Source organism: Acinetobacter sp. YH01011 (assembly GCF_013420785.1).
Taxonomy (GTDB): Bacteria; Pseudomonadota; Gammaproteobacteria; order Pseudomonadales; family Moraxellaceae; genus Acinetobacter; species Acinetobacter towneri.
The window spans coordinates 23404-42306 of record NZ_VOYG01000013.1 but is presented as its reverse complement, the minus strand read 5'-3'; the positions used below and the strand labels follow the sequence as shown (position 1 = coordinate 42306).

14 protein-coding genes are annotated in these 18903 nt (G+C 41.7%); 5 read left to right on the top strand and 9 right to left on the bottom strand.

The annotated features are described in order from the left end of the window. Nucleotides 1-297 precede the first annotated feature (297 nt). Nucleotides 298-4134 (top strand): phosphoribosylformylglycinamidine synthase, encoded by a 3837-nt coding sequence (gene purL / locus FTT78_RS09990; protein WP_179988931.1) that lies wholly within the window; start codon nucleotides 298-300, stop codon nucleotides 4132-4134. Nucleotides 4135-4160: 26 nt separating this feature from the next. On the opposite strand, the gene FTT78_RS13490 is transcribed toward purL, so the two are convergent. Next, a complete protein-coding gene (locus FTT78_RS13490) occupies nucleotides 4161-4292 on the bottom strand; it encodes a hypothetical protein (RefSeq protein ID WP_256732322.1) in 132 nt (43 codons plus the stop codon). A gap of 51 nt (nucleotides 4293-4343) precedes the next feature. Between FTT78_RS13490 and FTT78_RS09985 the strand changes: the two genes are divergently transcribed. Both FTT78_RS09985 and epmA read left to right on the top strand, forming a co-directional pair. Continuing rightward, the gene (locus tag FTT78_RS09985; RefSeq protein ID WP_004972744.1) at nucleotides 4344-5411 is read left to right on the top strand and encodes a 4-phosphoerythronate dehydrogenase; all 1068 of its coding nucleotides are present in this window, start codon (nucleotides 4344-4346) and stop codon (nucleotides 5409-5411) included. Beyond that, nucleotides 5408-6388 carry an EF-P lysine aminoacylase EpmA gene (gene epmA / locus FTT78_RS09980; RefSeq protein WP_096902381.1) on the top strand — a complete coding sequence of 327 codons (981 nt, stop codon included), beginning with the start codon at nucleotides 5408-5410 and terminating at the stop codon, nucleotides 6386-6388. Before FTT78_RS09985 ends, epmA begins: the two co-directional genes overlap by 4 nt. Nucleotides 6389-6558: 170 nt before the next feature. Here the strand turns inward: epmA and FTT78_RS09975 are convergent, their stop codons facing one another. The 6 genes from FTT78_RS09975 to ahcY form a co-directional block, all read right to left on the bottom strand. Beyond that, nucleotides 6559-7794 carry a multifunctional CCA addition/repair protein gene (locus FTT78_RS09975; RefSeq protein WP_004972751.1) on the bottom strand — a complete coding sequence of 412 codons (1236 nt, stop codon included), beginning with the start codon at nucleotides 7792-7794 and terminating at the stop codon, nucleotides 6559-6561. A 90-nt stretch (nucleotides 7795-7884) separates the two neighbouring features. Then, nucleotides 7885-10164, bottom strand: a complete 2280-nt coding sequence (locus FTT78_RS09970; RefSeq protein ID WP_004972754.1) for an NADP-dependent malic enzyme — start codon at nucleotides 10162-10164, stop codon at nucleotides 7885-7887. 139 nt (nucleotides 10165-10303) lie between these two features. Beyond that, nucleotides 10304-13180, bottom strand: coding sequence for an EAL domain-containing protein (locus tag FTT78_RS09965; protein ID WP_180044203.1), 2877 nt, complete (start codon nucleotides 13178-13180; stop codon nucleotides 10304-10306). A gap of 186 nt (nucleotides 13181-13366) precedes the next feature. Further along, nucleotides 13367-14083, bottom strand: coding sequence for a 16S rRNA (uracil(1498)-N(3))-methyltransferase (locus FTT78_RS09960; protein ID WP_004972758.1), 717 nt, complete (start codon nucleotides 14081-14083; stop codon nucleotides 13367-13369). A 41-nt stretch (nucleotides 14084-14124) separates the two neighbouring features. After that, nucleotides 14125-14961 carry a methylenetetrahydrofolate reductase [NAD(P)H] gene (metF, locus tag FTT78_RS09955; protein WP_004972760.1) on the bottom strand — a complete coding sequence of 279 codons (837 nt, stop codon included), beginning with the start codon at nucleotides 14959-14961 and terminating at the stop codon, nucleotides 14125-14127. Nucleotides 14962-15144: 183 nt separating this feature from the next. Beyond that, the gene (gene ahcY, locus FTT78_RS09950) at nucleotides 15145-16527 is read right to left on the bottom strand and encodes an adenosylhomocysteinase (protein ID WP_180044205.1); all 1383 of its coding nucleotides are present in this window, start codon (nucleotides 16525-16527) and stop codon (nucleotides 15145-15147) included. Between the two features lie 220 nt (nucleotides 16528-16747). On the opposite strand from ahcY, the gene FTT78_RS09945 reads away from it, so the two are divergent. Next, entirely contained in the window at nucleotides 16748-17254 is a 507-nt protein-coding gene (locus FTT78_RS09945) for a cysteine peptidase family C39 domain-containing protein (protein WP_178319510.1), read from the top strand. An 89-nt stretch (nucleotides 17255-17343) separates the two neighbouring features. Here the strand turns inward: FTT78_RS09945 and FTT78_RS09940 are convergent, their stop codons facing one another. Next, nucleotides 17344-17856 (bottom strand): tetratricopeptide repeat protein, encoded by a 513-nt coding sequence (locus FTT78_RS09940; protein WP_131261573.1) that lies wholly within the window; start codon nucleotides 17854-17856, stop codon nucleotides 17344-17346. 206 nt (nucleotides 17857-18062) lie between these two features. Here FTT78_RS09940 and FTT78_RS09935 point away from each other — a divergent pair, with 206 nt between their 5' ends. Further along, nucleotides 18063-18323 (top strand): hypothetical protein, encoded by a 261-nt coding sequence (locus FTT78_RS09935; RefSeq protein ID WP_004972768.1) that lies wholly within the window; start codon nucleotides 18063-18065, stop codon nucleotides 18321-18323. Between the two features lie 77 nt (nucleotides 18324-18400). On the opposite strand, the gene FTT78_RS09930 is transcribed toward FTT78_RS09935, so the two are convergent. Beyond that, a complete protein-coding gene (locus FTT78_RS09930; protein ID WP_004972770.1) occupies nucleotides 18401-18787 on the bottom strand; it encodes a carboxymuconolactone decarboxylase family protein in 387 nt (128 codons plus the stop codon). Between the last annotated feature and the right edge of the window lie 116 nt (nucleotides 18788-18903).

Below are 18903 nucleotides of genomic sequence, written 5' to 3'. Positions count from 1 at the left end.
CATGTCCTGATCTTTAGAGCATCTGTGTGTAAACAGATGGCATAGAAAATAAAAACAGCATCAATCATTCAGTAATTTCCACAGTGAGAGTGCTTTGTGCAATTTAAAGCACGAATCTTGAATACATTGATCTGAAATAGAGGCTTTAAATCAACATTCGGAAGTTTTACTGCCGAAACGCGCCAAGAAAACCATTTTCCATCTAGCTGATTATGGCATTTCACAGTAGAATATGCGCTCTCTTCAAGTCACATTGTGGCATGGTCCAAAAGATCAGCCCGTGGAGCCAAAATCAGCATGTTTATCGTTGCCGGTGCACCTGCACATTCATCTTTTAAGAAAACTCAACTCTTAAACCGTTTAGCGTCAATGAGTTCTGTTCAATCTTTCGATAGCCAATGGGTTTATTTATTTGACCAAGCGCTCGACGAGCAACAACAGCAATCTGCTTTACAGCTTTTAAACGATGGTGCATCTTTTGAATTACGCCAAGCTGCAAGTGATGAAGTTCAAATTTTAGTGACACCACGTGTGGGCACAATTTCTCCTTGGTCATCAAAAGCAACCGATATTTTTGCCAACTGTAATACGCCTGTACACCGCCTAGAACGCGGTGTTTTGTTTACCTTAAAAGGTATTACAGACGTTTCAAACGAAGTAAAACAAGTATTGCATGACCGCATGACCGAAAGTGTGTTTAACCACATTAACGATGCTGCAGCGTTATTTGTTGAAACTGAACCAAAACCTTTAAATAGCATTGATATTTTGGGTGAAGGCAAAGCGGCATTGGTAAAAGCCAACAGTGAGTTTGGTTTTGCCTTGTCTGATGAAGAAATTGATTATTTAACCGAAGCATTTATCAAGTTAGGCCGTAATCCGCATGACATTGAATTGATGATGTTTGCACAAGCCAACTCTGAGCACTGCCGTCACAAAATCTTTGGTTCTGAATGGACAATTGATGGCGAAGTACAGCCATTGTCATTGTTCCAAATGATCAAAAATACTTATAAAGAATCACCAACAGACGTATTGTCGGCTTACAAAGACAACGCTTCGGTGATTGTTGGTTTTGATACGCAGCGTTTCTATCCGAAAAAAGATGCTGCAACAGGTCACTACGTTTATAAATATAAGAGCCAAGCTGCCCACATTCTTATGAAAGTGGAAACACACAACCACCCAACTGCAATTGCACCATTTGCAGGTGCTGCGACAGGTTCGGGTGGTGAAATCCGTGATGAAGGCGCGACAGGTCGTGGTGGTAAACCAAAAGCAGGTTTAACAGGCTTTACAGTATCGAATTTAAATATTCCTGGTTTTGAACAGCCTTGGGAAGAAAACTATGGCAAGCCTTCACGTATGGCATCGCCATTACAAATTATGATTGAAGGCCCATTGGGCGGTGCAGCGTTTAACAACGAATTTGGTCGTCCTGCGTTAAATGGTTACTTCCGTACTTTCGAGCAAAACGTGAATGGTGAAGTAAAAGGCTTCCATAAACCAATCATGATTGCAGGTGGTTACGGCAACATTCGTCCAGACCATGTCGAAAAAGACCCAATTCAGCCAGGCGATTTATTAATCGTTTTAGGCGGCCCTGCGATGTTGATCGGTTTAGGCGGTGGCGCTGCATCTTCTGTAGATAGCGGAACCATGGGTGAAAACCTTGACTTTGCTTCAGTACAACGTGAAAACCCAGAAATGGAACGTCGTTGCCAAGAAGTAATTGATACGTGCTGGCGTTTGGAAGATGCTAACCCAATCGTATCAGTGCATGACGTGGGTGCAGGTGGTATTTCAAACGCAATGCCTGAGTTGGTGAATGATCACGAACTAGGTGCTGTACTTGATTTGCGTAAGATTCCATCTTTAGAACCAGGCATGTCACCAATGGAAATTTGGTCAAACGAAGCGCAAGAGCGTTATGTATTGGCCATCCGTCCAAGTTCTTTAGAGTTATTTGAATCAATCTGTGCGCGTGAGCGTTGTCCGTTTGCAGTATTGGGTGAAGCGACAGAAGCGCGTCATTTAACGGTTGAAGATCCACTGTTCAATAACAAAGCTGTAGATATGCCAATGCAGGTCTTGTTAGGTGGTACGCCACGCATGAGCCGTTCTTATGAAAGCATTGAGCGTCAAGGTGATGATTTTGATGCAGCTCAAGTTACTGATCTGAAAGATGCGATTTACCGTGTCATCAAGAATCCAACTGTTGCTTCTAAATCATTCCTAATCACGATTGGTGACCGTTCAATTACAGGTATGGTTGCACGTGATCAGTTGGTTGGCCCATGGCAGGTGCCTGTTGCAGATGCAGCAGTAACCACTACCAGCTTGCAAGGCTTTACAGGTGAAGCAATGGCGATGGGTGAACGTCCACCTGTAGCTTTATTAAACCCTGCAGCATCTGCGCGTTTGGCAGTGGCAGAATCTATTTCCAATATCATGTCAGCCAAAATTGACCAGATCAGCGACATTAAATTATCTGCAAACTGGATGGCAGCAGCAGGTCAAAAAGGCGAAGACCAAGCTTTGTTTGAAGGTGTAAAAGCCATTGGTATGGAAATGTGTCCTGCGCTAGGAATTGCAATTCCAGTAGGTAAAGACTCATTGTCTATGCGTACCACTTGGAATGACGAAGGTGTTGATAAATCTGTAACTTCACCAATGTCAGGTGTAATTACTGCATTTGCACCAGTGACCGATGTACGTAAAACACTAACCCCTGAATTGAAAAATACCGATTCAGTATTGGTACGTATTGACTTGTCTAAAGGTCAGTTCCGTTTAGGCGGTTCAATTTTAGCGCAAGTGTATAAAGCTATTGGTTCAGTAACACCAGATGTCGATAACTTTGACGAATTCAAAGCATTCTTTGCTTTGGTACAAGACTGGAATAACCGTGGCTTGATTCAAGCTTATCACGACATTGGTGATGGTGGTTTATTGGCAACTGTAACAGAAATGATGTTCGCTTCACGTTTAGGTGTGGCGTTAGAAGATCAATCTGTTGCGGCATTGTTTGCTGAAGAAATTGGTGCAGTACTACAAATCTCTAAAGCAGACTGGGCTAACTTAGCTGCTGAAGTTGCTGCATCTACTTTGAAAGATGCGATTTCGGTAGTCGGTACAGTTAATAGCACAGACCAACTTGCTGTAAATGGCTTGGTGCTTGAACGTGCCGATTTGCAAGCGGCTTGGAGTGAAGTATCACACCAAATCCAGCGTTTACGTGACAACTCAGAAACTGCTGATCAAGAATTTGCTTTGATCACAGACAAAAACCACAAAGGCTTAATTGCTCAACCGACATTTGACTTAAATGAGCCAGTTGAAGCGCCATACATCAACACACGTCGTCCTAACATGGTGATTTTACGTGAACAAGGCGTAAACGGTCATGTAGAAATGGCGGCAGCATTTGACAAAGTCGGCTTTAACACCGTTGACGTACACATGAGTGACTTGCTTGCAGGGCGTGTCGATTTAGACGACTTTGAAGGCTTAGTGGCGTGTGGTGGTTTCTCTTACGGTGACGTATTAGGTGCTGGCGGTGGCTGGGCGAAGTCAGTCTTGTTCAACCCGAAATTACGCGACCAGTTTGAGAAATTCTTTAACCGTCAAGAAACGTTCTCACTGGGTATCTGTAACGGTTGTCAAATGTTGTCACAATTAGCACCACTCATTCCAGGTGCAGAAGCGTGGCCACGTTTCCATCGCAATACTTCAGAAGTGTTTGAAGCGCGTAGCGTTAACGTCCGTGTGGAAAAATCAAACTCTGTATTATTGCAAGATATGGAAGGCTCGATTTTACCAATCGCAGTGGCACATGGTGAAGGTCGCGTCGTTGCACCAGAAGCTAATTTGGCAGCCTTGAACGCAGGCAACCAAGTGATTTTACGTTATGTCGATAGCCACGGAAATGCGACTCAACATTATCCAATGAACCCGAATGGTTCGCCAGAAGGTATTTCAGGCGTAACTTCAAAAGATGGTCGTGCAACAATTATGATGCCGCACCCTGAACGTAATTTCCGTGCGCTTCAACATTCTTGGAAACCTGAAGAATGGACTGAAGATGGTGCATGGTTACGTATGTTCCGCAATGCGCGTAAATTTATTGGTTAAGATTTAACTCGCTTAATCTATAGCAGTCAGCCACCTTCGGGTGGCTGATTTTTTTGCTGTGAATATGCAACTTTTATATAGACGTGCATGTTTCCACCTAAATGAATCGTCGGCTTGCTGTTCAACAATTCTGCATTAATCTCAACAATCATAGTCATCCTAGACAACTCAAGCTATCATAAACAAGCAAACACACATGGGATGGCGTTATGAAAATCATTGCAGATGAAAATCTGGCATATACCGATTATTTCTTTGCAGATTTGGCAGAAATAGAGCACAAGGCTGGACGCCGTCTAACGCATCAAGATGTGCAAGATGCTGATGCGCTGCTAGTTCGTTCCGTCACCCAAGTGAATGCAGCATTGATTCAACAGACCGCGCTTCAATTTATTGGCAGCGCGACCATTGGCACAGACCACCTTGATATCCCAGCCATCGAGCAGCAGGGCATTGCATGGTCAAATGCGGCAGGTTGTAATGCGCAGGCGGTGAGTGAGTATGTGATTACCGCATTGCTTCATCTCGAGCCTGAATTACTACATGCCAATCAAAACTTTAAACTTGGCATTATTGGACTGGGCAATGTCGGCTCGCGCTTGGTCAAAATGGCACAATTATTAGGTTGGGATGTCATCGCATACGATCCATTTGTGCAGTTGCCCAATGTGCAGCAATGTGACTTAGATGCACTATTACAACAGGCAGATGCAATTTCCATTCATGTGCCATTAACAGAAACTGGTGAACATCCTACTCATCATTTAATTAATGCAGCGCGTTTGGCATGTATGAAGCCTCAAGCCATTCTGATTAATTCAGCGCGTGGGCCAGTGGTAGAAGAAGCGGCTTTAATGCAGGATATTCAACATACTCAGCGTTTAGTGGTATTAGATGTTTTTGAATATGAACCTGAAATCTCTGCAGAATTATTAGATTTGCTTGCTTTGGCAACCCCGCATATTGCAGGGTATAGCCTAGAAGGCAAGGCACGCGGCACACAAATGATTTATCAGGCTTTTTGTGAAAATTTTGGTTTAGATGCCACAAAACAATTTGAAACTCAATTGCCAAGCTGCGCGCAATATTTCAAAACCCAAGATTTGAAAAATAGTCTGCATGCACATTTAAGTCAAATTTATGATATTGCACAGGATGATGCCAATTTACGTGCCTGTGTCAAAGCGGGCAAAGTTGAGCAGCAGGCTTTTGATCATTTAAGAAAAACTTATCCTCTGCGTCGTGAATGGGCAGCACACGGAGGCCCGCAAGCATGAGTTCAAATCTCCAATATCAACCAACTTGCGACTTAAACAGCATGCGCGCACGTGCACAATTGTATGCACAAATACGCCAGTTTTTTGCGGAACGTGAAGTACTTGAAGTTGAAACGCCAATTTTGTCACAGGCAGGAGTGACAGATGTGCATTTGGCTTCAGTGCAAGCACAGCGCCATGTGCAGGGCAAATTGCATACGCACTATTTACAGACCTCACCTGAATTTGCCATGAAGCGTTTATTGGCCAGTGGTAGTGGTGCTATTTATCAAATTTGCAAAGTCTTTCGTGATGATGAGCATGGACGTAAACACAACAGCGAATTTACCATGTTGGAATGGTATCGTCCCGAATTTAGCCTGAAAGAGCTTATGTTTGAGGTGACAGATTTACTTAATCTGACGTTAAAACAACGCTTTGGCGAAGTACGTCCAACAGTGTTGAGTTATAAACACGCATTTATGGATCGTTTGGATTTAAATCCTTTACAGGCAAGTCTGCAACAATTGAAAGACTGCTGTCATCGTGTGGGTTTGCATCTGGATTTGGGTGATGACCGTCTAGGCTACATCGACCTATTGTTTTCACATTTTGTAGAACCAAGTTTGGGCTTTGATGCTCCTGTATTTTTAACCGATTTTCCACCTGAATTAGCATCTTTGGCTAAAACCAGAACAGATGATGATGGGGAATTGGTCGCAGCCCGTTTTGAGCTATATATCGAAGGTTTAGAGCTTGCCAATGCCTATGATGAATTGATTGATGCTACTGTGCTGCGTTCTCGTTTTGAAGCCGATAATGCAGAACGCGCACAACTTGGTTTACATGTGATGCCAATTGATGAATATTTATTGGCTGCGTTGCCGAACATGCCTGAATGTTCAGGTATCGCCTTGGGCATAGATCGCTTATTGATGATTGCAACTGAGCAGATGCGTTTAGAGCAAGTGATTAGCTTTCCTGCGCAGCTTGCCTAAAAGCAAAAGACAGTTTCTTATTTCAAGAAGGATTTATTTGAGCTAAAAAGCCGTAGCTTCTATATTTTAGAAGATTACGGCTTTTCGATCAGAAATTTAGGCTGACTTAAATAGGTTAAGAATGATAGATCAAAGAACGCATGTAATGACGTTCTATAGACTTAAATAGCCTAAGCAGTAGCAGCCAAGTGACGTGCCTTTAATTGCTCAATCGCTTTAATGCGTCGTTCAATCAGCATTTCACCAATATCGGGGCCTTGGACATCGGCAGGTAAGTCTTGCGCCTTAATGCTGCGTACCACTTGAATCGCTTCCAAAATATAGCTCGCTTGCGGATAGTCACGATCTTCCAAACCTAAACGCCCACGAGAGTCACATTCACAGGCTTGTACAAAGGCTTCTACACGCTCAGGACGACGCAAGACATCCAAACGCTGTAATAAGCGCCATAACGTGCCAGGCTTTAAGCTCAATGCTTGGTGGCATTTTAAATGCTCTTTACATACAGCAAGTGCAAGTTGTTTGGTATTGGTCGGTACGCGCAGGCGTTCACACACTTCCGTTACAGGTCGAATCCCACGTTCTTCATGCATAATGTGCCGTGGTAATTCATCGGCAGGGGTCAAGGCCTTGCCTAAATCATGCAATAACACTGCAAAGCGTACATCGAGTGAGTAATTGGCACGACAGGCTTGTTGTAGTGACATCATGGTGTGCACACCACTGTCAATTTCAGGGTGATATTCAGGACGCTGTGGAATACCGAATAAAGCATCTAATTCAGGAAATAAAACTTTTAAAGCACCACAGGCACGCAATGTTTCAAAATAAACATCGGCACGTGCTTCCATTAAGGCACGTGAAGTTTCTTTCCATACGCGTTCAGGTGTCAGCGCATGTAACTCACCAGATTCTGCCAACTCTTGCATTAATAACAAGGTTTCAGGTGCAACCACAAAGCCTAAAGCATGATAACGTGCTGCAAAACGAGCAATACGCAGCACCCGTAACGGGTCTTCTACAAAAGCATTGGAAACATGGCGCAGCACTTTATTGCACAGATCTTGCTGTCCACCGTAAGGGTCGTAGACATTGCCATCGCTATCCATTGCCATGGCGTTAATGGTTAAATCACGACGGATTAAATCTTCTTCTAAGGTCACGCTTGGGTCGGTATGAAATTCAAAACCGTGATAACCGTGTCCAGATTTGCGCTCAGTGCGAGCAAGTGCATATTCATCTTTGGTTTCAGGATGAAGAAAAACAGGGAAGTCTTTGCCCACAGGTTGAAAGCCTTGAGCCAAAAGTTGTTCGGGCGTTGCGCCAACGACAACATAATCTTTTTCGTGATAGGGATGCCCGAGTAAGTGATCTCGAACTGCACCGCCTACTAAATAAACTTGCATGAAAAAACCTCTATTCTTCAAGCAATCATGCTACAGAATAGAGGTTTTCTCAAGTCTATAATTCTGAGTCAGTCACTCAGAAATATAGGTTTATGCTTTAACTTGTGCTGTTTGTTGAATTTCAGCAACAGTGAGGGCAGTCATATTCACAACACGACGTGTCGTAGCAGTTGGCGTCAAGATATGTACAGGTTTTGCTGCACCTAACAAGATAGGGCCAATCGTAACATTGTTACCTGAAGTCGATTTCAACAAGTTAAATGAAATATTGGCAGCATCTAAGTTCGGCATAATCAACAAGTTTGCAGAACCTTTGAAGCGTGAGTTCGGGAAAGCAAAATGACGGATATTTTCGTCTAATGCTGCATCACCGTGCATTTCACCTTCAACTTCAAGCTCAGGTGCAATCTCACTCAAGATTTCAAAGACTTTACGCATTTTTTGTGCGCTAGAGTCTTGTTGGTCAGAACCAAAACTTGAGTGAGAAAGTAGAGCAACGCGTGGTGTCATACCAAAACGGCGTACTTCTTCAGCCGCTAAAAGTGTCATTTCAGCCAACTGTTCAGCAGTTGGGTTTGTGTTGACATAAGTGTCGGCAATGAACAAGTTGCGATCTTCAAGCATCAATGCGTTAAGGGTAAAGAAGTTAGTACGACCTTCTTTTAGACCAATCACATTTTTTACGAAATCAAGGTGAATATCGTAGCTAGAATAAGTACCACATAACATACCATCGGCTAAACCATGTTTCACTAACATTGCTGCAATGAGGGTAGAGCGACGACGTGCTTCACGCTGCGCGTATTCAGGTGTAACGCCTTTACGCTGCATGATAGTGTAGTAATCATCTGCAAATTTTTCGTAGTTCGGGTTGTTTTCCTGATCTACAATTTCCATATTCACGCCATGTTCCAGACGTAAACCTAGCTTTTTAATGTTCGCTTCAATCACTGAGGTACGACCTACAAGGATTGGTTTAGCCAAGCCTTCATCCACTGCAATTTGTACTGCACGAAGTACGCGTAAGTCTTCACCTTCTGCATAAGCAATACGCTTAGGGTCAGTTTTTGCTTGAGCAAAAATAGGCTTCATCATAAATGCCGAGTTATATACAAACTCAGACAAACGCTGACGGTATGCAGAGAAGTCTTGAATTGGACGACTTGCTACACCTGAATCCATTGCCGCTTGAGCAACTGCAGGTGCAATTTCAAGAATTAAACGCTGATCAAGTGGACGTGGAATTAAATAGTCACGACCGAATGATGCAGATTTTTCACCATAAGTCGCAGCATCTGCTTCAATGTGTGCCATGCGTGCAATTGCGTGTACACAAGCAATTTTCATTTCTTCGTTGATGGTAGTTGCGCCAACATCTAATGCACCACGGAAAATATACGGGAAGCAAAGTGCGTTGTTAACTTGGTTCGGATAATCCGAACGACCTGTTGCCATAATCACATCTGGACGTACTTCATGCGCATGTTCAGGCAAGATTTCTGGGTCTGGGTTAGCCAAAGCAAAGATAATTGGATTTTCAGCCATTTCTTTGACCATAGCTTTGGTCAAGATACCCGCTGCAGAAAGACCAAGGAACATATCCGCACCGCTAATTACATCAGCAAGTTGCGTTCCTTCAATGTCTTGCATATAGCGTTTTTTCGAGTCATCCAAACCTTCACGTTTGGTGGTGATTAGACCACGCGAATCCGCAACAATGATATTTTCTTTTTTCGCGCCCAATGCACATAACAGGTCTAAACAAGACAGTGCGGCTGCACCTGCACCTGAAGCAACGATTTTGATTTCTTCAATTTTCTTGCCGTTAAGTAACAAGGCATTGAGTAGTGCAGAACCTACAATGATTGACGTACCGTGTTGGTCATCGTGGAACACAGGAATATTCATGCGTTCACGAAGTTTTTGCTCAATGTAGAAACATTCTGGTGCCTTGATGTCTTCAAGGTTAATACCACCAAAAGTTGGTTCTAATGCTGCAACAATATCTACAATTTTGTCTGGATCATTTTCAGCAATTTCGATGTCAAATACATCGACACCAGCAAACTTTTTAAAGAGTACGCCTTTACCTTCCATCACAGGTTTAGACGCCAAAGGACCGATATTACCTAAACCTAATACTGCTGTACCGTTACTAACGACAGCAACCAAGTTACCGCGAGCGGTATAAAGTGCAGCTGTTGAAGGATCACGTTCAATCTCTAAACATGGTGCTGCGACACCTGGTGAGTAAGCGAGCGCTAAGTCACGTTGGTTGACCAGCTGCTTACTTGGAGTAACGCTGATTTTTCCTGGTGTTGGAAATTCGTGATAGTAAAGTGCCTGCTGTTTTAATGATTGATCGTCCATCTGAATCTCGTGTGTGACAAGTTGGCCAGCGATGCTGGTGGTTTTTTTATGAATCTTATCGAATATACCATTACTTGCCCCCTTAGCACAGACGTCACTGTTTATTTTTAGAACAAACTTAGAGCTTTTGGGTCTAGTTTCAGATTAAGGAGCGATAAGCGCGCGATACTAAATTGGCTTTTAGAAATTGGGTCGCTTCACTTTCAGGCAAAGGCCTAGAGAATAAATATCCCTGAGCAATATCACAATTTAAATTCTGCAAATATTGCAGTTGTTGCTCAGTTTCAATCCCCTCAGCCACCACGCTCATGCCCATGGCTTTGCCCATAGCAATCATGGCACTAACAATGGCTTCTTGTTTGGTATTTCCAATTTTAGAAACAAAGCTACGGTCTATTTTTAAACTGTCAATTGGGAAGTCTGTTAAGTAAGAAAGTGAAGAATAGCCTGTACCAAAATCATCTAAGGCGATATGAATATCACGTTGTTTAATTTCATCTAATAAAGACTTCACGGTTGTGGAGTTTTCCACTAAAGAGGATTCGGTAATTTCTAATTCTAAGCTTGCACCTGAAATTTGATAGGTATTAATCGCATCATCTAAATCTTGCAGCAATTGACCACGTTGCAGTTGTTGTGCAACTACATTAACCGATACTTGGATATGATCAAAACCTAACAGATTCCATTCACGAATTTGCTTGGCAGTTTGTTGAATTACAACCCGACCAATATCGGAAATTAAACTGGTTTGTTCCGCAATAGGAATAAATAGGTTCGGTGGAATAATGCCTTTGGTTGGATGTTTCCAGCGCACCAATGCTTCAAACCCAACTACCTGATAATTATGGAAATCAATTTTAGGTTGATAATATACAATTAACTCATCATTTTTAATGGCTTGGCGTAAGTCACGCTCTAAATGTACATCCTGCTCTAGCAGTTTGGTGTTGTCTAAAGCGTAATATTTAACGGTATTACCACCCAAACGCTTGGCTTCAGACAAGGCTTGTTCTGCACAATTATTCAGATAATCCAGCTGGCGTCCATGTTCAGGATAGAGGGAAACCCCCATCGACAGGGTAATAATATGTTCTTGTCCCTGTACATTAAACGGCAAATTAAAGGCTTTGGTGATACGTTCACAGTGCTCTTCGATTGAAGGGCGAATATGAGAAATTTCATAAACAATTGCAAAATCATCGCCATTTAAGTGTGCAACAAACAGCGCTTCGGCATTGGTGATACGTAAACGCTGCGCCACTTGACGGAGTAATTCATCGCCACCATTATTGCTTAAATATTCATTTAAAGGTCTGAAACGGTCAATATTGAGTCGAATGACCGCCAATTGCTGCAATGAATCTTGCTGTGAAATAAGATATTGATGTAGTTGATAATTATAATAAAAACGATTGGGGAGATCGGTCAGCGCATCATAATTTTCTAAATAGGATAAACGCTGTTCTTGTAGTTTATGTTCGGTTAAATCAGACACAATTCCTATATAATTAATAATACGGTTTTGCTCATCTTTGACTGCATTGATATGCAAACGAACTTCTAATTCTTTTCCTGAGCGGAATTTTATACTCTTTTCAGTATGATATTCACCCTTGTTGAGTAATTGTTGAACAATTTCCTCTTGTGTCATGCGTGGATTTGCTTTGTTGGATTTGACTAAATCAAACAGATATTTGCCTAAAATATGGTCACGTTTAAATCCGCTCATTTGAGCATAGAATGGGTTGGCTTCAATATAACGTAAGTTTTCATCTAAAATAAAAATACCTTCGGCTGCCTGTTCAAGTACGCTGGCAGTGAGTTTTAAGCGCTCTTGTCCAATTCGTTCTTGGTGAATGTCACGGCGAACCCCGACCATGCGTAAAGGTTTATTGGTGACAGGATCACGCTCAATTACTCGCCCAATATCATGCACCCAATACCATTGACCTGAATTATGTTGAATGCGATAAGTGGCTTGATAGCGTTCTGTCTGACCACGTAAATGCTCTTTCATGGTTTGATGAAGGTGTGCAATATCATCACGGTGAATTAATTGCTGTAATTTATTCAGATGCTTTTTGGAATTTTTTAAACGAGTTTGCTGTGAGCCAGTGCCAAAGACAATGCTTCTTTCTCGGATATTCCAGTCCCACGCTTTAATACCTGCGGCTTCATGTGCCAAAATTAAACTATGTTGTTGATTGATTAAGTGTAGATGGGTTTGTTCTAAGTCAAAGGTACGTTCTCTAATTTTTTGTTCCAGCATTTGATTGTTAAATTGCAGTTGTAATTCAATATCTTTAGATTTGTTCATTTCCACTTGCAATTGTTGGCGGAGTTGATCTGTCCAGTCAACTTGTTGCTCTGCGGCTTTTTTGAGTTGGTCGTTCTTAAAATAGACGCTCGATAAACGACGATGCATGTGCATTGAAGTATTGGCACAAATCAGTAAGGTAATTAAGGCAAAATTTGTCGCGAGAAAAAAGAAAGCGGAAGTTTCGGAGTGAACTAAAAACTGTGCGGCAATATAGGGTGTAATCACTGGAATGAATACCCAGCAAAAATAACTCAAGCGCTGCGTTAAAAAGGTGAGGGCAAAGGTTTGACTCACAATAATTAATAAGGTCGCTAAAATAATCGCTTCATAGTTGCTCAGTTCAGGGTTTTGCTGAGGTAAAAAGTAATACAGTAAACTTACCCCAACCGCGATTGCTGTTCCGATCAAGAAACACACCAATTTTAACCAACGATGTGCTTGTTGGAGTTGATATTGTCCCGCTTTAAAGTGAACTGCTGTGAGCAGTAAACACGAACCAATGGTCAGTTCAGTGAGAATAAACCAGATATTGAGGTAGGGTGATGAATGTGAGAAAGAAATTTGATAAATAAAAAACACATACAGGCAAACAATCAGGATGCTGACCAAAAAGAATCGAATAAGCCGAATGGTATTGGTGATTTGCGCAGCATCTAAGTATTGCTGCAACAATTCATCTTGAGCGTCTGACATACTTCCCCAAAATCTAGTTAAATGATTCCATCATTTATATTTTTAAATAACATCACGTTCATGCATAAAATATTGCTGTTTTGTGTTTAAATTTTATGCAAATTTTTTAATATATTGTTCGAGATTAATCCTGTACTTTATAAATTGCAATGTTATTGGCAATCGATTTCTGTAAAAACGGATAAATTACTCGGCCAAGCGATAATTTAAGAGAGCTAAAGCAACCACAGGTGCGGTTTCAGTGCGTAATACCCGAGTACCAATACACCAGTTTTGAAAGCCAACCGCATTGGCAGCGCTAATTTCTGTTTCGCTTAAACCACCTTCAGGCCCAATTAATAAAGCCAAATCTTTACTGACATTGTTTAGCACATCTACTTGATCTTTATTCGGTGCTAACACTAATTTGGTGGTAGGAAGGTCACTATTCAGCCAGTCCTCTAAACGTAGTGGGGCTAAAATTTTCGGTACGATATTCATGCCACATTGTTCACAGGCTGCAATGGCAATGCCTTGCCAATGATCTAATTTTTTTTGATCGCGGTCATATTTTAAGCGCATTTCACAGCGTTCAGAGGTGAGCAACTGAATGTTAGTCACGCCAAGCTCTACCGCTTTTTGAATCGCATAATCCATACGATCGCCTTTGCTCATTACTTGTCCTAATAAGGCGCTAAAGCTTGGGATGCGATTGTCTGGATTAAAACTTTTAATCTGCACTTGCGCTGTTTTTTTGGTAACTTCAACCAGTTCCACTTCATATTCACCACCTTGCCCATTGAACAAGGTGGCGGTTTCACCGACTTGTGCGCGTAGTACTTTCACCCAGTGATGAAATACTGTTTCAGTCAGTTCAACTTGTGTATCTACTGCTAATTCAGCCTCAATATAAAAACGGGGCATAGGGATTACTCGTTCAAGTCAATAAATATGAAAAATACAGCTTAAGCCAAACCAAGATCTGTCACTAATTGACGAGTCGGTTCGGTGTTGTTCATGGTGTAAAAATGCAAACTTGGTGCACCACCTGCAATCAGGCGTTCGCACAGTTTAATAATCACTTCATGACCAAAGGCTTTGATTGAAGCTGTGTCATCACCATAGGTTGCTAATTGCTTACGAATCCAGCGTGGAATTTCTGCACCTGTACCATCTGCAAAGCGAATTAAATTGCTGGCATTGGTAATCGGCATAATGCCAGGCGCAACAGGAATATTCACACCTTGCTTTTGAATACGTTCTACAAAGTAAAAGTACGCATCTGGATTAAAAAAGAACTGGGTGATGGCAGCATTGGCACCAGCATTTACTTTGGTGACAAAGTTTTTAATGTCTTGATCAAAGTGGTCTGCTTGTGGATGCATTTCAGGATAAGCCGCAACTTCAATGTGAAAATGATCACCTGAATGTTCACGAATAAAACGCACCAAGTCAGACGCATACGGCAATTCGCCTAAACCAACTTGACCTGAAGGTAAATCACCACGCAAAGCCACAATGCGGTCAATGCCTTGTGCTTTATAAATATCAAGCAATTCAGCAATACGCGCTTTGTCATCACCAATACAAGACAGGTGCGGCGCTACAGGTGTGCCTTTGCCATTGAAGTCGCTAATGGTCGATAAAGTACGTTCACGAGTAGAACCACCTGCACCATAAGTGATAGAAAAAAACTCTGGATTTAAAAGTTGTAATTCTTGATGCACAACTTTGAGTTTTTCTGCACCTACATCGGTTTTAGATGGGAAAAATTCAAATGAAATAGGAACTTGTTTGGTCATGATTAAATCCTTGTTATAAATACTTATTTATATTTTTTCACCTCTCCTAAATCCTCTCTTGCGCTGGGTTTAAAAGCAATGCTTTAAACTTGCTCAGGAGAGGACTTACCCTCGAATACATTCATTAAACAATGAATCATTCCCTCTCCCTATGAGAGAGGGTTAGGGAGAAGGATTAAAAACTTAGTATTTATAAGCATCCGATTTAAACGGACCTTCAACAGCTACACCTAAGTAGTCCGCTTGTACTTGATTCAATTGTGTTAATACACCACCAAAACCAGCAACCATTGCAGCAGCAACTTCTTCGTCTAGTTTTTTCGGTAAGATTTCAACACGAATTGCCGCTTGTTTTTGATCGGCAGGAAGATCGGCAAATTTCTCTGCAAATAAGTGCATTTGTGCCAATACTTGGTTAGCAAATGAACCATCCATAATACGTGATGGGTGACCTGTTGCGTTACCCAAGTTCACTAAACGACCTTCAGAAAGCAAGATTAAATAATCGTTTTCGTTTTCTGAACGATACACTTGGTGTACTTGTGGCTTCACTTCAACCCACTTATAACCACGTAAGTAGTTGGTGTCGATTTCAGTATCGAAGTGACCAATGTTACATACAACAGCGCCTGCTTTAAGTGTATCTAGCATTGCTGCGTCGCACACGTGATAGTTACCTGTTGTAGTCACAATCAAGTCAGTATTTTCTAAAAGCTCTAGGTTGACGTCTGCTTTATTGCCTGTTTGTACGCCATTCTTGTACGGAGATACAACTTCGTAACCATCCATACATGCTTGCATTGCACAAATTGGGTCAATTTCAGAAACACGAACAATCATGCCTTCTTGACGTAAAGATTGTGCAGAACCTTTACCTACATCACCATAACCAATAACCAATGCACGACGACCAGACAATAACATGTCTGTACCACGTTTAATCGCATCGTTGAGTGAGTGACGGCAACCGTATTTATTGTCGTTTTTAGATTTAGTCACAGAGTCGTTGACGTTAATTGCAGGCACTTTTAAAGAACCATCTTTCCACATTTCAATTAGACGTTGTACGCCCGTAGTGGTTTCTTCAGTAATGCCGTGAATGCGCTCTAATAATGCAGGATATTTCTCGTGAACAAGTGCAGTTAAGTCACCGCCATCGTCCAAAATCATGTTGGCATCCCATGGTGTGCCATTTACATTAATTTGTTGTTCAAGACACCATACATATTCTTCTTCAGTTTCGCCTTTCCAAGCAAAAACAGGCACACCTGAAGCAGCAATTGCTGCAGCAGCGTGGTCTTGAGTAGAGAAAATGTTACAAGAAGTCCAACGAACTTCTGCGCCCAATTCAACTAGCGTTTCAATTAAAACAGCAGTTTGAATGGTCATGTGGATACAGCCGAGAATTTTCGCGCCTGCAAGAGGTTTTGCAGCTGAGTAGCGCTTACGCAAACCCATAAGGGCTGGCATTTCTGCTTCTGCAAGTTTGATTTCTTTACGACCAAAATCAGCTAGTGTGATATCGGCAACTTTATAATCTGTAAATGAAGCATTAACCGCGTTCATCACGATCTCCTTATAAAAAACAATTGATCATTCAGTTCGCGGATGCCGTTTCTTGCATAGCAAACGCGTTGCTATGCTGGTCGAGCCTGGCGATTTTACATTTCGTGCCTGTAAAACGTCGCAGCATCCCTCGACTAGCGCGATATTGTACTTGGAAATTGATTCAGTTCCAATCATGTTTTGTTTATTATCACTACAAACATATTTTTGAGATTGAATGATGGCTTTAGAGCTTCCTCAAGAGTTGGCAAATTTAGAAGCCAACGGCGGGATTTACGCAGTGTGGATGTTGCTACGACACTTAGGAATTGATGCCGATATTCAACAATTGATTGAAGTGTGTGGTTATACGCCAGAGCAGGGCACAACCACAATTGGTTTGGCTGTTGGACTGAAAAAGTTTGGCTTTAATGTGCAGTTTTATACTGACCCTGACCCAGATTTACAAGATGCAGAAAAGTTAAGTTATGCCGAAGCTGAACAGCTTAAATTGCCTGTATTGGCGGCAATCGGCTATCAGCAAATTCAGCACGCATTTGATGAAAATAAATTTGTAATTGTCTACTACGACACTTTAGAAGGCGTGGGCAATCACTCATTGCTATATTCTATTGATGATGCTGAAATTTGTTTCTTTGACAGTTTTGAGCCGATGCCTGCGGCTGTGTTTGAACAACAGCGTCAGCAAGAGGGCATTTGCAGACAAGTAATTGTGGTCGAAGTCTAAGTGTTATTCAAAGTCTAAGCTTTATTCAATGACGATTCGAGTCATGCAAAAATTGTCTAGCCCATCAATTGATTGGCTAGACAAATAAATTACTCCGCTGCATCGGCTTTTTGTGTCCAATATTCAGCTTTATTTTCGTCAGCATCTACACCCAAAGCATTTGCATAAATAAAAGCAAGGTCACGCATGGCTTGTACTTCGCCCAATTCTGCTGCTTGCTGTACCAATGCCACAGAGCGAGCGACATCTTGTTCAACCACATCACCACGACGGTAGTAGCCTGCCAACTCTAAAATAGCGGCAGGGTGTTGTGCATCACTGGCTTTTTTGAGCCAGACAAAAGCATCTTCAAAATGTTGTTTAGCATCTTCAGGGTCATCTTCTAGAACATCTTTGGCATATACGGTATAGCCTTCACCAAGCCAATACATGGCTTCGATATGTCCGTTTGCGGCAGCTTTGAGCGCCCATTGTTCGGCAAGTTCAATATCTTCATTAAAATCGCTTTGCATATACAGCACCGCCACTTCAAATTGGGCATCGGCTTGTCCTGCAATGGCGCGGTTCATTAGCGCAGGGGAGATTGAAACAGATTCTGACATAATGTCATCCAGCAAAATTACAACATAAGATTGTGCGATAGCCTAAAAGGTCTGCTGGGAAAAAGCCATCTTCGGTGTGATTTTTTTTAAAAAATTAGGGTTAATTGATCATGCGTTTATGCAGACAATAACAAAAAATCACTTGAGCCATATCGTCAAGTTTCAATATGCTGAATGTTAAACATGGTCATAATGAGAACAATAAGATGGCAAATTTTTTAACTGCTGAACAAGCAAAAGTTTATTCAGATCATGCCAAGCTAGATATTGAATTATATAAGCAGCGTTTGGCGTCTTTAATCGAAGAGAATGCCAAGCAGGGCAATACCGCAGTTTTTACTGTGCTGCCAAAACATTTACCTTTAGAAGATATTCGAAATTTATCGGCACAGCTGACTGATTTGGGTTATCAGGTGCGCTTTGAGTTAAATGAGTTCTTTTATAGCTTTAATGTGTATTGGATTTAAAACTCAACTCTACCGACATTTCACCAAATAGTTTTAGTGAAATGTCGAGCGTTTATATTTTTTGATTTAGATTGCGTTTAAGTATTTGCAGTATGTTCTGCCAAAACTTCCAACGCTGCGCGAAAAGCTTCCTGAGTTGCAGGTGCGCCACAATAAGGCAAGCTGTGTAACAAGACTTCCTGAATTTCTTCGACACTTGCCCCGTTATTTAGCGCACCACGAATATGTCCTTTAAGCTCTGTCGGGCTTTTTAAAGCAGTTAAAAAGGCGATAGTAATTAAGGAACGATATTTGCGTGGTAACACACCTTCACGTTGCCAAGTTGAACCCCATGCATGTTCATTAATCCAGTCCTGCAAAGGTTGGGTAAATGGTACAGTGTTGTCCTGTGCGCGTTTTACAAAGCTTTCGCCCATGACTTCAGTGCGAACTTTTAAGCCATTGTCATAGTCTTGTTGTGACATTTTACTATCCCTGTTTTATTGTTTGAGCTCGGTGTATAGATTAAGTGTATAGATTAACAATTTATGGCGATGACACCATGCGCACTTGGTCGTAGACCATCAAAAAATATTCACAT